Origin of the sequence: Sorangium sp. So ce836 (assembly GCF_028553905.1) — a bacterium.
Classification (GTDB): domain Bacteria; phylum Myxococcota_A; class Polyangia; order Polyangiales; family Polyangiaceae; genus Sorangium; species Sorangium cellulosum_D.
Window position 1 is genome coordinate 8,647,195 of sequence record NZ_CP102233.1, and the last position, 14,243, is coordinate 8,661,437.

Below are 14,243 nucleotides of genomic sequence, written 5' to 3' on the forward strand. Positions count from 1 at the left end.
CGTCCCCGCGCCGCGCGCGTCCGGCTCAGCTGACGTTCTGCGCGAGCCGGCGCTGTCCGGCGGCGATCAGCGGCTGCAGCACCGCGCGCGAGACCGGTTTGACCAGGTGATGGTCGAAGCCGGCCGCCCGCGAGCGGCGCCGATCTTCTTCCTGGCCGTACCCGCTCAGGGCCACGAGGAGCGCCCGCTCCAGCTCGGGCCGCCGGCGGAGCTGCCTGGCGACCTCGTACCCGTCCATCCCGGGCAGCCCGATGTCCAGCAGCACGACGTCCGGGAGGAACGCCGGGGCCGCCGCGAGCGCCTCGGGGCCGCTCCTCGCCATGGCGACCTCGTGGCCCAGGGCCTGCAGCAGCATGACGAGGGACTCGGCCACGTCGGGGTTGTCCTCGACGACCAGGATGCGCCTCGAGCTCGCGGGAGCCGGGCGCGCCTGCGGGAGCGCCGCGGAGGGCGTCCCCGCGCCGCCGGCGTCGGCCACGAGGGTCTGCGCCGGCAGCCGCACGATGAGCTCGCTCCCCTTCCCCGGCCCGTCGCTCACGGCGCGCACGGACCCTCCGTGCATCTCGACCAGGCGGCGCACCAGCGTCAGACCGATGCCGAGCCCCCCCTGGGACCGGTCGGGCCCGCAGTCTCCCTGGGTGAACAGATCGAACAACTTCGGCAGGAGGCGCGGCGGGATGCCCTGTCCGGTGTCCTTGATCCGGATCTCCAGGCCGTCCCCCGTCCGCTCGCCCGTGACCCAGATGTGGCCCCCTGGCTCCGTGTACTTGGCCGCGTTGTGCAGGAGATTCGTGATCACCTGCGTCATCCGGGTCGCGTCCACCTCGAGGTGCACGGCCTTCATCGGGAGCGATATCATCAGCTCGAGGTCGCGCTCCTCGACGAGCGGGCGGACGGCCTCCACGGCCTGGCCCACGATCGCGGCGAGCTCCGCCTTCTCCTTGTGGAGCTGGATCATGCCGCGCGTGATGCGCGAGACGTCGAGCAGGTCGTCGACGAGCCGCACGAGGTGCTCGACCTGGCGGTCGATGATGGCGTAGGCCTTCTCCAGGCGCTCGGCGTCGCACGGCTTCTGGCGCATCACCTCCAGGAGGCTGCGGACCGGGGCGAGCGGGTTGCGCAGCTCGTGCCCCAGCATCGCCAGGAACTCGTCCTTGTGCCGGTCGGCCTCGGCGAGCTGCTCCGCTCGGTGCTGGAGCGCCTCTTCGAGGAGCTTCCGTTCGGTGATGTCGACGCACGCGCCCGTCATGGCGACGGGGCTCCCGCGCGCATCGCGCAGGATCGTCCCCTGGTCGCGCAGCCAGCGGACCGAGCGATCGGGCTCGACGATGCGGAACTCGACGGTCAGCTCCGTGCCCTCGCGGAGCGCGGCCTGGAAGGCGCTCCGCACGGCCGCCTGGTCGTCGGTGTGGATGAGCTGGATGAAGTCCTCGAGGGTGCGCACGTCCGTGTCCGGCGCCGCGCCCATGAGGCGCTCCAGGCTCCTGTCCAGGGTCTCTCTGTCCTCGGCGATGTTCCAGAGCCAGGTGCCCATCTTGGCGGCGTCGAGCGCGACCCGCAGCCGCTGCTCGCTCTCGCGCAGCGCCAGGTCTGCCAGGTGGCGCTCCGTCCGATCGCGCACGACCTTCGCGAAGCCGCGCAGGTTGTTCGCCTCGTCCCTGAGCGGCGTCATGATGCCGCTGCACCAGACGCGGCTGCCGCTCTTCCGGAGGTGCCAGCGATCGTCGGACGCCCGGCCCTGCGCCAGGGCGGTCCTCATCTCGTCGGCGAGCACGCCGGCCCGGACGTCCTCGGGCGTGTAGATCAGCTCGAGCGACTTTCCGAGGATCTCCTCCTCGGTGAACCCGAGGACCTCGGTGGCTCCCCCGCCCCACGCGATGACGTCGCCGGCCGGATCGGCGATGAGGATGGCGTAATCCTTCGTGTTTTCGACGAGCAACCGATAGAGCTCACGCTGCCACATATCCTGTCGGGCTCTCTGTTCCTGGTCCATCGGACGCACGCCTCTCTTCCAGCGACTCCTCGCTTCGCGGCCGGGCGGCGTGCCAGGAGGGTTCGATCGAGGTCCTCACCTCGGCGCTGCGGTGGCGCGCCCGAGGAGAAGCAACCGGCGATCCACGCGGATCCGCGACGTCGTGCGCGCAGGGGCGCGGCGCCCTGGCGTCCGCCGCTCGCGGGGCGCAAGCCGATCGAGCTGGCGCTGCGGGACGAGGAGGCCGCGCCGAGCTGCCCGGCCCTCGGAGCGGCCTCCCCTCCTCTCGGCATTGCGCAACATGGCTGTCGCGGCGTGGCTCCCAGTCGCTCATGCAAAACAACGTTTCACGCCGAGGAGAGATCCATGAGAGAGAGAGGACGATCGAGCCGTGATGGCCGGGCGGAGGGCGAGCGTGGGACGAGGCCTGTCGTCCATCGCCGGGATCGGCCATCCTTCGCCGATGCAGCTGTGGCTCGCGTTCACCTCTCCGTTCGCCCGCAAGGTCCGCATCGCCGCCCAGGAGCTGGGCCTCGCAGGTGAGATCGAGCTGGTCGAGACCGATCCGTGGACGGACCCGCGTCTGCGCGCGGTCAACCCCCTGGCCAAGGTGCCGACCCTGGTCCTCGACGACGGCGAGATCCTCTATGAATCGTCCGCGATCTGCGATCACCTGGACGAGCGCGCCGGCGGCGGGCGCCTCGTTCCCCGCTCCGGCCGCGAGCGTCGCCGCGCCTTGCGGCTGCAGGGCCTGACCGACGGCGCGGCCACGGCCGCCGGGCGCCTGTTCGCCGCCGAGCGCCGCGCCGCGGCGCAGCCGGACCCGATGACCCCGCGGTTCGAACAGGCGATCGCCGCGTCGCTCGACGCGCTCGAGACCGAGCCGCTGTCGACCGAGGTCTTCACCATGGCCGAGGTCGGGGCCGCGTGCCTGCTCGGCTACCTCGACTTCCGCTGGCCCGAGCGCGACTGGCGCCCCGGGCGCCCGGCCCTCTCGGCCTTCTGGGCCGCCGTGGCCAGCCGCCCCTCGATCGTCGAGACGGCGCACCGCCTGCCCACGGCCGCTCCCCGCCCCTGAGCGCGCATCGCCCCGGCGCGCGGTCCGCGCCCGGACGGCGAGCGGGCGCGCCGCTGGCCCAGCCGGCCGCGGGCGGGCGCGTCCGGCGCTATCGCCGCAGCGTCTTGTAGACCATGTAGCCGAGGCCCAGCGTCAGCGCGACGAGCACGGCCCCGCCGATCGCGGCGAGCGGCAGGACCTTCGCTCGCGCTTGCCGCTCCATCTCGCCGACGCGGCTCACGAGGTGCTCGCGGACCGCGTCGGCCCGCTGCTCGAGGCGCTCGCGCTCCGGCGAGTCCTTCGCCTCCTTGTCCCTGACCGCGGGCCCTGCGGCGCCGCGGGCCGCGACGACCTCCTCCTCGTTCCTCCGCTCGAGCTCGTCCAGGCTCGCGCGGACGCTCTCGCGGAGCAGGGCGGCGCGGTGTTCCAGGTCGTCGATGCCATCGGTGTTCGTGCTCATGCGATCTCTTCCTTCAGCAGGTTGGCCTGGGCCTCGGCGTGCTCCTTCGTGGCGTCGAGCGGCGGCTCCCGCGGGATGAGCCGGTATCCGACGAGCCCGGCGACCCCCGCCGTGACGAGCAGGACACCCGCGATGACGAGGGCCGGGACCGGCCCGCCCATCGCGAGCGCCGCCGCGACGAGGAGCATCGCCAGCGTCAGGATCGCGGCGGCGAAGGCCACGCCGAACGCGATGGCCGCATCCTTGAACTTGGCGACGTCCCGCTTTGTCTCGTTCCTCGCGAGCGCGACCTCGATCCGGATCAGCTCCTGCGTGTCCTGGATGGCGTCCTTCACGAGCTCGACGAGCCCGCTCTCCTTGGGCTGATGGTTGTTCGCCATGGCTTCCTCGCGTGGGGTGGGTCGGCCGGGGAACCCTCCATCCGGCGCCTCGCCGGCGGGCTCATCCGCTCGTCCGCATCGGTCAGCTCCGTCAACGGCCAGTCGTGGGAGGTGCCAATGCATCCATCGGACCAGTCAGAGAGTTGGTGGGAGGCTCCCCGCTGCGCGGACTGACAGGTCTTCCGAGTCGATAGCAGCGTCCTTTGCGCCACATGTGGCGAGCCTGCGCGTGCAGCGTAGGGCGGCTCGCCCGATGCGCCGCGAGCGCCGCGCCGGCGGCCGGCGCTCCGCCGCGGTGCGGCAGGGCGCTCTGCCGGCGCTGGCTGCGACGCCCGGGTGAGCTGCGTCGGACGCTCGTCGCGGCCGGGGCGACGCGGCCCGATCGGGGCGGCGGCGATCGGAGCCTCGTCGGCGGGCCTCGCCCCCGCGGCTGCGCGGGGCGTCTTGAGGCTCGCGGCGCCGTCCACGCCTGGTGTAGATACCTGTCCACGTTCAAAGGAGACAACCATGAAGGCTCGGATGTGGCTGATGGCGCTCGCGATGCTCACGGCCGCTGGATGCGGGAGCGACGGCGGCGAGGCGGAGAGCGCGATCTGTACAGGCGCGGGATGTACGTGCAGCGGGTTCGACTGTGAGTGCGTGGCAGGCGCCGATTGCAAGACCGACTGCGGCTCGGAGGCGTGCGCGCTCGATTGCTCGATGGGCTCGAAGTGCAACGGCAGCAGCGAGGAAGCGCTCGTGCTCCAGTGCGTCGACACGAGCGAGTGCAAAGGCGACGGCGGCGACGGCAGCGTGCTCACGTGCACGCAGCAATCGAGCTGCGATCTGAAGGGCGGCGTTCGCGCCACGGCGATCTGCCGGGATCAGGCCGTGTGCACGTTCGACATGGGCTCGGGCTCCAACATCTTTTGCGAGAGCGAGAGCCGCTGCGATCTCAAGTGCTACGCGGATTGCGCCGTGAGGTGCGCCGCGACGGCGGAGTGCACGGTGAGCTGCGGCGCAGCCGGCACTCCCGGTGAGACGTGTCCCGACGGACGCGTGGTGTGCGGCACGGCGTGCTGAGGCGCGCGCGTCCGCCGGGCGCCGTCGTCGGCGCCGCCGGGCGGCGCAGCGCGCCGCGCCGCCCGGCGCCCGCGGCCGCGCCGCCATCGTCGTGGAGCCGCCCGAGTCGCCGCCATCCGAGCCTTCGCACAGCGCGTGGCTACGGCGGCCCCTGGCTCGAGCTGTCCGCGCTGTTCCCCGAGCGCCAGCGGGCGCGGCGGCGGCGGGCTCGGCGCTCCCGCGCTTTTCCAGGGCAGGCGGACCTGGTAGAGACGGGGCGGGTCGATTCTTTTTCGCCCGACCGATGAATCCGACCCCGGGCGGGCGTCAGTAGCTTCGAACCCACCCCACCGTGGAGGCGACCATGTCAACGAACCGTTCCCGTATGCTCTTCGTCAACCTGCCCATCCGTGACCTGAAGCGGTCGGTCGAGTTCTTCACCAAGCTCGGCTTCTCGTTCAACCCGCAGTTCACCGACGACAAGGCGACCTGCATGATCGTCAGCGAGCAGGCGTTCGTGATGCTCCTCGTCGAGGAGCGCTTCAAGGACTTCACCAAGAAGCAGATCTGTGACACCGCCACGTCGACCGAGGGGATCTTCGCGCTGTCGGCCAACAGCCGGGCCGAGGTCGACGAGCTGGTGAACACCGCGATCGCGTCCGGCGGGACGGAGGCGGGCGACCCGTCCGATATGGGCTTCATGTACTTCCGGCGCTTCTACGATCTCGACGGCCACCACTGGGAGGTGATGCACATGGACCCGAGCGCCGTCCCGCCGCAGTAGCACCTCGCCGCAAGGCTCGTGGTGCGCGGCACCCGTCGGAGCGGCATCGCGCTCGCGACGGGTGGTGCGGCGGGAGGCCGCCGTCGGCAAAGCGCGCTCAGAGCGCGAGCTTCACCTCGTAGCGAGCGAGCCAGTCGTTGAGCAGGAGGACCTGCTCCATGCTCGACCGGGAGACCTCGTCCGAAGGCCCTCCGGCGCTGCTCGACGCGGCGCGGGCGCGCGCCGCGTCGAGCAGCGGCAGCACCGGAGCGTCCCGCTGGGCGAGGAGCCGCCCGAGCTGGCCGCGGAGCGCCTGCGCGTACGCGGGATCCTGCGTCGCCGGATACGGGCTCTTGCGCCGCTCCAGCACCGAGCGCGGCAGGAGATCGTCGGCCGCGGCGCGCAGCAGGCTCTTCTCGTGCCCGTCGAAGGTCTTCATCGACCAGGGCGTGTTGAACACGTACTCCACGAGCCGGTGGTCGCAGAACGGGACCCGGACCTCGAGCCCGGTCGCCATGCTCATGCGATCCTTCCGATCGAGCAAGAGCTGCAAGAAGCGCGTCAGGTGCACGTAGCAGATCTCGCGCATGCGCCGCTCCTTCCCGTCCTCGCCCGGCAGGCGCGGGACCTCGGCGAGGGCCTCCGCGTAGCGCCCGGCGATGTAGCCCTGGACGTCGAGCCGCCCGAGGAGGTCCGGGGCGAGCAGCGTCACGACGGAGCTCGAGCTCCTCATCCGCGTGCGCATGGAGCTCCACGGGAACGTCTCGGCCGCCACCGCCTCCGGGTCGTGGAACCAGAGATACCCGCCGAAGACCTCGTCGGCCGACTCGCCGGACAGGGCCACCGTGGAGCGCTCCCGGATGGCGCGGAAGAGCAGGTACAGCGAGGCATCCATGTCCCCGAAGCCGACCGGGATATCCCGGGCCCGGAGCACGATCGCGCGGACGGCGGGATCGGCGAGCTCGGCCGCGGAGAGCACGATGTCCGCGTGTTCCGACCCGACGTGCCGCTGGACCTCCGCGACGTAGGGCGCGTCCGGCGTGCTCCGCAGCTCGTCCGCCTTGAAGTGCTCGGCCTGGCCCACGAAATCGACGGAGAAGGAGCGCACCGGCCCCGCGCCCGCCTCGCGCAGGGTCTTCTGGGCGAGCGAGGTGACGGCGCTGGAGTCCAGCCCTCCGGACAGCAGCGTGCACAGCGGCACATCGGAGATGAGCTGGCGAGCGACGATGTCCTCGAGCAGCTCGCGGACGGTGCGGATCGTCGTCGGGAGATCGTCGGTGTGCGGCCGGGACTCGAGCGCCCAGTAGCGACGCTCGGTGACCCCCTCCCTCCGGACGCGCACGACGTGGCCGGGGCGGACCTCGCGCATGTCGCGGAAGACGGCGAGCCCCGGCGTCTTGACGAAGGCGAAGAGCTCGCGCAAGCCGGTCTCGTCCACGACCGGCGGGGCGAGCGGGTTCGCCAGGATGGCCTTGGGCTCCGAGCCGAAGAGCACGCCCGAGCCGGTCGACTGGTAGAACAGCGGCTTGATGCCCATGCGGTCCCTGACGAGCAGGAGCTCTTCTTCGCGGGCGTCCCAGAGGGCGAAGGCGTACATGCCGTTGAGGCGCTCGGGGAAGCTCGCGCCCCACTCGAGGTAGGCGCGGAGGACGACCTCGGTGTCGCTGTTCGTCCTGAATCGGTGTCCGCGGGCCTCGAGCTCGCCGCGCAGCTCGCGGAAGTTGTAGACCTCGCCGGTATAGACGAGGACGGCGGCAGGCGCGCCGTCTTCCTCGGCGATCATCGGCTGGCGCCCGCCGTCGAGATCGATGATGGCGAGGCGGCGGTGCCCGAGGCCGGCGCGCGGCGTGAGCCACAGCCCCTCGTCGTCCGGTCCGCGGTTCTTCATCGTCCTCGTCATCTTTTGCAGGACGTCGCGTTCCCGCGTCAGATCGCGGGCGTAATCCACCCATCCAGCAATGCCGCACATGGGACCATCGCCTCCTTACAGCACAGCGCCGCCGCGCTGCCGACGGCGGGCTCTCTGGCCTCGCCGCGACTCTCGCAGGTCGCTCGTCGTTGGGTGGCGAGCGTAGACAGCGCGGGCGCATCGTGCAACCAGCCTGGCCAGCGCGGCATTCGCTGGTCGCGCGGGAGGGCGCGGAGATCTGGGATACAAAGGCGAATGGCAGGAGCGCGGCGTGGCAGGAGAGCTCACGCCTACGGTGTTGCGACCAACTCCCAAGCACGCTCAAGCGGCCCGTCCGCACGGCGCGCCGGCCGCGAGCGCGGCTCCGCCTGGGTCGAGCGGGGGCGCGCTCCGGCGCCCCACGCCACATCACGACCGGCACGGTTGCTGCAGCCCGTCACGGCGACCGAGGACACGTGCGCTCAACGCACGCCGCCGCACGCCGCCGGGAGAGCGGCCATCGATGATGGAACCTGATGACGAGAACGCCCCGTTCGATGCGCCGGTGTCCTTCGGGTTCGAGAGCGATGCCGAGGCGAACGCCACGTGCCTTCTGATCACCTGGTTCGCCGTCGTGGAGTCGGCGGCGCTCGGGGTCCTGCCCGTCCTCCCGGCGCTCGATCTGGCGCGGGAGCGCGGCGACCTCCGCTATCTCGATTCGTTCTTTGCGCACGGCCTGAAGCACCTCCGGGACGAGCAGGCGCACGCGAATCTCTGGTGCGAGGCGCTCCTCGATTTCACCCGCGCCTACCCCGACGTCGTCGAGCGCGCGCGCCTCCCGGGGTGGCTCATGAAATCGATGCTCCGCAGGGTCGCCGTCCCGCACGACGTGCTCGAGTTCGCGGTCGACTGCCTCGCGTTCGAGGTGGTGATGAGCGCGTTTTACGAGATCGCCGCGCCGCGCCTCTCGTATCCTCCGCTCGGGCCGGTGTTCCGGCGCCTCGCCATCGACGAGCGCGCGCACACGGCCTATGACCGCGCCTACCTGGAATGCTTCTTGTCCGGAGCCAGCCTGCCAGCGTACCTGCGCGCGATCTCGCGCTACTGGTGGCACACGGCTGGCGTGCTCGCGACGGTGGTACCGCTGCTCCGGGCGCTCGATCGCCACAGGCCCCTTCCTCGCGGCGCCTTCCGCCGGAGGCTCGCCGCGCACATTCAAGGGTCAGGGATGCCTGGATGCCGCCGCATCGCGCCCGCCCTGCTCGGCCAGCGAGCTGCCTAGTCCATGGGGTCGATCGTCGAGGAGGGATGGATCCATGGCACCTCGCCGCTCGACGGCGCGCCGCTGTCGTCCGTGCGGGTGACGGCCGCCGAGGACATCGCCGGGGTGGCCCACGCCGCCCGGCGGGCGCAGGCCGCCTGGGCACGGCGGCCCGTCGCGGAGCGGGCGCGCGTCCTCGCCGAGGCCGGGCGGCGCCTGCTAGGGAGCGCCGACGAGATCGCGCAGGCGCTCCACCGGGAGCTGGGCAAGCCCATGGCGGACGCGTACGGGGTCGATCTCGGCTCGACGCCCGAGGTGTTTCGGTATTACACGACGCGCGGCGAGGCGTTCCTCGGGGCCGAGGCGGTCGCCTTCAACCCGGTCATGTTTCCGCGCAAGAGGGCGCGCGTCGAGCGCCTGCCGCACGGGGTGGTCGGCCTCATCACGCCCTGGAACTATCCGGTGTCCGTCGCGGTGCACAACCTCGTCCCGGCGCTCCTCGCGGGCAACGCGGTGGTGCTGAAGCCGTCCGAGCACGCCGCCCGGACCGGCGCCGCGCTCGCCGGCGCGCTTCGCGAGGCGCTGCCCGAGGCGCTGCTCGGCCTGGTGCAGGGGGGCGCCGAGGCGGGCGCGGCGCTCGTCGCCGAGGTCGATCACGTCGTCTTCATCGGCGGCGTCGCGGGGGGGCGGGCGGTGGCGCGCGCGGCCGCGGATCGCCTCATCCCGGCGCAGATCGAGCTCGGCGGGAAGGACGCGGCCATCGTGCTGCGCGACGCGGATCTCGAGCGGGCCGCGCACGGCGTCGCGTGGGCGGGCTTCGTCAACGCCGGCCAGAGCTGCGCGGGGATCGAGCGCGTGGTTGTGGAGGCGGAGGTGTTCGAGGCGTTCGTCGAGCGCCTCGTCGCCGTCGCGGAGCGGCTGCGCGCCGGCGACGACGGCGGCGCGCCGGGCACGGTGGAGATCGGCCCCATGGTCACGGAAGCGCAGATGGCGCGCGTCGAGGCGCACGTGCGCGCGGCGGTCGCGGCCGGCGCGCGGGTGCGCTGCGGCGGGGCGCGCCGGGGTAACTTCTATCTTCCGACGGTGCTCACGGGCGTCGACCCGTCGCTCGACCTGCTGCGCGAGGAGACCTTCGGTCCCGTGCTCCCCGTCATCGCCGTTCCGGACGCGGTCGCGGCGGTCCGCGCGGCCAACGAGAGCGTCTATGGCCTCACGGGGAGCGTGTGGACGCGAGACGTCGCGCGGGGCGAGGCGCTCGCCCGGGAGCTGCGGGTCGGGGTCGCCACGGTCAACAACCACATGTTCACCGGCGCGGCGCCGCAGGCCGTGTGGACGGGGCGCGGGCGCTCGGGCTACGGCGTTCAGAACGGCCCCGAGGCCCTGCGGGCGATGACGAGGCCGCGGCTCGTCGCGGTCGACGAGAGCACCGCGTCTCGCGAGCTCTGGTGGTTCCCGTATGACCGCGCGTTCGTGGAGCTGGCGCGGGGAATGGTGCGCTCACGAGGGGCAAGCTCGGGGCTCGATCGGCTCTCGTCGGTGGGCCGGATGGTGCGCGGCGCCGCTCGGCGGTGGATCGGGGCGCGCGCGGCGTCGCGCGCCCGGCATGCGTGGGGGCGAGGATGAGGCGGGGCCGGTCCTCGTCGAGAAGATGGATATCGCCGCTGGCTTCTCGACGCGCACGCGGGACACGCTCGCATGGGGCCCTGCCAGGCTATCCGGGAGCGCGCCGGGCGCCGCCGGGCGATCTCGAGCGCGGGCGCGGGCCGCTCTTCGCCGCCCGCTTCGGCTTCGGCGGGCCCGCCCGCGGGAGGAGCTCCCCCCCTCCCCACGCCACCACCGCGTCGATGAAGGCGCGGAGCTGCGGCGGAATGAACTCCCGCTCCGTGTAGATCACCGCGAAGCGCGATTCCCCCTGGATCGCGCCTGGCAGCACGTGCACGAGCGCGCCGCTCTCGAGGTGCGCGCGCGCGACCGGCTCCGGCAAGAGCGCGATACCGAGGCCCCTTAGCGCGGCGTCGCAGAGCAGGTCCATGTCGTTCGTGAAGAGCGCCCCCTCGACCTGGAACTTGCCGCCGGAGGACGGCCAGTGCGTCTGCGGCAGCTCCCCCCGGGCGAAGCCCATGAGGCAGCGGTGGCCCCGCAGATCGCGGCGCGTGCGCGGCGCGCCGCGGGCCTCGAGGTACGCGGGCGAGGCGACCGCGAGGAGCGGGTGGCGCATCAGCGTCCGGGCGACGAGGCCGGGCTCGAGCGCGGAGCTCGCGCGGAGCGCGACGTCGTAGCCGCCGCGCCGGAGATCGACGTGCTGCGTCGTGCTGTGGACGTGGAGGCGGACCTCGGGGTAACGCCGCGCAAAATCGCAGAGCATCGCGCTGAAGCTCGCGCCCATCGTCGGCGGCACCGAGACGCGCAGCTCGCCGCGCACGGCGTCGTCGGCCTTGCGCACGCTCGCCTCGGCGTGGTGGACGGCGTCGAGCACGATGCGGGCGTGGCCGTAGAGCGCCTCGCCCGCGTCGGTGAGGGCGAGGCTGCGCGTCGTCCGGCGGAGCAAGCGCACCCCGAGCCGCTCCTCCAGCCGCGCGAGGCGGCGGCTGATGGTGGCGCGAGGGACGCCGAGCTCGGCGGCGGCTCGGGACAGGGATCGGGCCTCTACGGTCTTCGAGAAGGCGAGGAGCTCGGAGGTCTCGAGGGGTTCGTCCATTTGGATCAAATCCTGGCAGGTGCTTCCAACTGTTGAGGCATTGATACAGGCGCGTCCACGCCCCAGAATGCTCGCTCATGAACGACGAGGCACGGCGAGCCCGCGCTCGCGACCCGACGCGGGATCTCACGGAACGACTCGCCCCACCTCGACCACGTACCACGGAGCAAGCCTCATGAGCGACCGACTCCTCCAGCAGATCCTCCTCGAAGCCCGCACCCACAACGGCTGGCTCGCCGAGCCCATCGACGACGCGACCCTGCGCCGCCTCTACGAGGCCCTGCGCCTCGGGCCGACCGCGGCCAACACCGTGCCGGCGCGGATCGTCTTCGTGAAGAGCCCCGAGGCCAAGGAGCGCCTGCGCCCTTGCCTCGCGCCGGGCAACGTCGAGAAGACCATGAGCGCGCCCGTCACCGCGATCATCGCCTACGACACGCGCTTTCACGAGAAGATGCCGAAGCTCTTCCCGGCGCGCCCGACGATGGGCGAGACCCTCGCCGGGATGCCGCCGGAGCAGCGCGACTTCTTTCTCCTGCAGAACGCCTCGCTCCAGGCCGGCTACCTGCTCCTCGCGGCCCGCGCGCTCGGGCTCGATTGCGGGCCGATGGCCGGCTTCGACCGGGAGAAGGTCGACGCCGCGTTCCTCACCGACGTGCCGTGGAGATCGATCCTCCTCATCAACCTGGGCCACGGCGATCCGGAGAAGCTCTACCCGCGCAACCCCCGCCTCGATTTCGAGGAGGCCTGCCGCATCGCGTAGCGTTCGGCGTGGAATCGGCCGGCGCGGCTTGCAAGGCGAGGCCGCTCGGGGGCAGCATCGTGCGCATGAATCCTATCGAGTTCGTCGACGTCGCGACCGCGAAGGCGGCCCGCGGCGTCCGCATGGTCGCGTCGGGGATGGTGCCGAGCCCCTGGGCGGAGGCCGCGAAGGGGCTGTTCCGGCTTCAGGGCGTGCCGGTGCGCGTGGTGCGGTTCTCGCGGGAAGACGCGGAGCTCGCGGCGTGGATGCGCGCCGACAACGTGCCCGTCGTCTTCCACGACGACGAGCCCCCGCGCGCCAACTGGGCCGCGATCACGACCCTCGCCGCCCGCCTCGGCCCGCCGGGCGCCCTGCTCCCCGACGACCTCGATCACCGCGCGCGCACCGTCGGCCTGCTCCACGAGATCGCGGGCGAGGAGGGCCTCGGCTGGAACGCGCGCCTCCTCATGATCCACGCCTCGATGACGAGCGAGGGCAAGCGCGGCTTTCCGCCGCCCGCCGCGCGCTACCTCGCGGCGCGCTACGGCTACTCCCCCGCGCTCGATCTCGACCGCGTGCGCGCCCGCATCGTCACCGCGCTCTCCGCCCTCGCCGCCCGGCTCGACGGAGGCCGCGACTACCTCGACGGCGACCGCCCGAACGCGCTCGACGTCTACGCCGCCACCTTCCTGACGCCGCTCTGCCCGATCCCGGAGAGCGACTGTCCCCGCCTCCAGCCTTTGCTCCGCCAGGCCTTCGGGACCGCGCGCGAGGAGCTCGGCGACGCGGTGCCGCGCGCGCTCGTCGAGCACCGGAGCCGGATGTACGAGCGCCACCTGGGCTGGCCGATCGAGCTCTGATGGCATCGGGACCCCTCCGAGGGGTCGCCCTGCTCGCTTTCGTGGCGAGCGCGCTCGTGGCCTGCGCCGCCCCTCCCCGCTCGCCCCGCAGGCCGTGGAGCGAAGGCGGCCTCCTCGATGGCCATCGAGGGCCATCGATGGCCCTCGATGGTCCTCGATGGCCATCGATAGATAGATAAGTTGTTGAAATGGCATCGCCTTTCCAGACGGGCGCGAATCGCATCGCAGAATGTGCCGTCGACGCGGGGCAGGTCTCGCGATTGGAGCTTGACGTCTTCGAGTCGATTGGATTTCCTTCTCCCCATGAGCTTCGATCCGGCCGCAGCGCGCGATTACGTTCAGGCCCTGGACCTCTCGGGTGTCCCTCGCAACCTGGTCGCGCAGGAGGCAGCCACCGAAGCTGGCGAGGTCTTCGATGCCGCGAAGCGCCAAGCTCAGGTCGTGGGCTCATCGCTCCTGTCGTTCGCGCAGGGCGTGGACGCGGGCGTTCGGGAGGCCATCTCGGACTCGGCGCTGCTCGCCCAGCTCGTCGCCAACAAGCACGCGTCCGCACGGGCCGCGCCCCTCGACTGGTACGCGAAGTACGCGGAGGTGCTGCAGAACGTCGGCTGGGTGATGCAGGCCGGCGCGTGGTCCGACTACACGACGCAGGGGACGGGGGCCGAGGTCCACGAAAAGATCATCGAGGTCCTCTCGGTCGCGCTCGGGCCCAGCGCCGCCGCCGCGGCGATCGTGAAGTCGGCGATCGACGCGCTGGCGGCGATGAAGGAAGGTGGCTCCTGGTTCACCATCTTCAGCCGCGAGTCACAGCACGCGAACATCGCGCGTTTTCAGGTCGGCCTCGTCGAGACGGGCGCGAACGACGACGTGTTCGTCTCGCTGCTCGCCTGCTTGATCGAGGCGAACAGGAGCATCACCCAGGTGCTCTTCTTCAAGCTCCGCGACGAGAAGGCGTCGTTCTCGGCCAGCAGCGCCAAGGTGTCGATCAACCGGCCGTCGCTCATCGGCCTCGGGCCGACGATCCGCAAGAAGGTGCGGGCGTACCAGGACGATTACCTGAGCAGCATCCTCGATCTCGATCTCTAGGCCGCATCGATGCCCAGCGACGCCGCGAGCGAAGGATC

13 protein-coding genes are annotated in these 14,243 nt (G+C 72.0%); 8 read left to right on the forward strand and 5 right to left on the reverse strand.

All coding sequences use genetic code 11. The features are described 5' to 3' along the window. Positions 1-25 precede the first annotated feature (25 nt). Positions 26-1,993: an ATP-binding protein gene (locus NQZ70_RS31230; protein WP_129577480.1), complete on the reverse strand. Its 1,968-nt coding sequence runs from the start codon at positions 1,991-1,993 to the stop codon at positions 26-28. Between the two features lie 394 nt (positions 1,994-2,387). Between NQZ70_RS31230 and NQZ70_RS31235 the strand changes: the two genes are divergently transcribed. Next, the gene (locus NQZ70_RS31235) at positions 2,388-3,050 is read left to right on the forward strand and encodes a glutathione S-transferase family protein (RefSeq protein ID WP_165374263.1); all 663 of its coding nucleotides are present in this window, start codon (positions 2,388-2,390) and stop codon (positions 3,048-3,050) included. A gap of 88 nt (positions 3,051-3,138) precedes the next feature. Here the strand turns inward: NQZ70_RS31235 and NQZ70_RS31240 are convergent, their stop codons facing one another. Together NQZ70_RS31240 and NQZ70_RS31245 are read right to left on the reverse strand one after the other, a co-directional pair. Continuing rightward, entirely contained in the window at positions 3,139-3,489 is a 351-nt protein-coding gene (locus NQZ70_RS31240) for a hypothetical protein (protein ID WP_129577482.1), read from the reverse strand. Then, positions 3,486-3,869 carry a phage holin family protein gene (locus tag NQZ70_RS31245; protein WP_165374264.1) on the reverse strand — a complete coding sequence of 128 codons (384 nt, stop codon included), beginning with the start codon at positions 3,867-3,869 and terminating at the stop codon, positions 3,486-3,488. The genes NQZ70_RS31240 and NQZ70_RS31245 overlap by 4 nt, the downstream gene beginning before the upstream one ends. Before the next feature lie 507 nt (positions 3,870-4,376). On the opposite strand from NQZ70_RS31245, the gene NQZ70_RS31250 reads away from it, so the two are divergent. Continuing rightward, on the forward strand, positions 4,377-4,931 hold the full coding sequence (locus NQZ70_RS31250) for a hypothetical protein (protein WP_129577484.1): 555 nt from the start codon (positions 4,377-4,379) through the stop codon (positions 4,929-4,931). Positions 4,932-5,274: 343 nt separating this feature from the next. Beyond that, positions 5,275-5,694 (forward strand): VOC family protein, encoded by a 420-nt coding sequence (locus NQZ70_RS31255; protein WP_129577485.1) that lies wholly within the window; start codon positions 5,275-5,277, stop codon positions 5,692-5,694. A gap of 97 nt (positions 5,695-5,791) precedes the next feature. On the opposite strand, the gene asnB is transcribed toward NQZ70_RS31255, so the two are convergent. Next, complete coding sequence (gene asnB / locus NQZ70_RS31260; RefSeq protein WP_129577486.1) at positions 5,792-7,642, reverse strand: asparagine synthase (glutamine-hydrolyzing); 1,851 nt, start codon at positions 7,640-7,642, stop codon at positions 5,792-5,794. Between the two features lie 442 nt (positions 7,643-8,084). On the opposite strand from asnB, the gene NQZ70_RS31265 reads away from it, so the two are divergent. After that, complete coding sequence (locus NQZ70_RS31265) at positions 8,085-8,843, forward strand: hypothetical protein (RefSeq protein ID WP_129577487.1); 759 nt, start codon at positions 8,085-8,087, stop codon at positions 8,841-8,843. 3 nt (positions 8,844-8,846) lie between these two features. Beyond that, complete coding sequence (locus NQZ70_RS31270; RefSeq protein ID WP_129577488.1) at positions 8,847-10,445, forward strand: aldehyde dehydrogenase family protein; 1,599 nt, start codon at positions 8,847-8,849, stop codon at positions 10,443-10,445. Positions 10,446-10,533: 88 nt separating this feature from the next. Here NQZ70_RS31270 and NQZ70_RS31275 read toward each other — a convergent pair whose 3' ends face one another. After that, positions 10,534-11,520, reverse strand: coding sequence for a LysR family transcriptional regulator (locus NQZ70_RS31275; RefSeq protein ID WP_129577489.1), 987 nt, complete (start codon positions 11,518-11,520; stop codon positions 10,534-10,536). 175 nt (positions 11,521-11,695) lie between these two features. Here NQZ70_RS31275 and NQZ70_RS31280 point away from each other — a divergent pair, with 175 nt between their 5' ends. The 3 genes from NQZ70_RS31280 to NQZ70_RS31290 all read left to right on the forward strand — a co-directional run bounded on the left by NQZ70_RS31280 (position 11,696) and on the right by NQZ70_RS31290 (position 14,205). Then, complete coding sequence (locus tag NQZ70_RS31280) at positions 11,696-12,280, forward strand: malonic semialdehyde reductase (RefSeq protein ID WP_129577490.1); 585 nt, start codon at positions 11,696-11,698, stop codon at positions 12,278-12,280. Between the two features lie 65 nt (positions 12,281-12,345). Continuing rightward, positions 12,346-13,119, forward strand: a complete 774-nt coding sequence (locus tag NQZ70_RS31285) for a glutathione S-transferase family protein (RefSeq protein WP_129577491.1) — start codon at positions 12,346-12,348, stop codon at positions 13,117-13,119. Positions 13,120-13,422: 303 nt separating this feature from the next. Next, complete coding sequence (locus NQZ70_RS31290; RefSeq protein WP_129577492.1) at positions 13,423-14,205, forward strand: hypothetical protein; 783 nt, start codon at positions 13,423-13,425, stop codon at positions 14,203-14,205. The last annotated feature ends 38 nt before the right edge of the window (positions 14,206-14,243 follow it).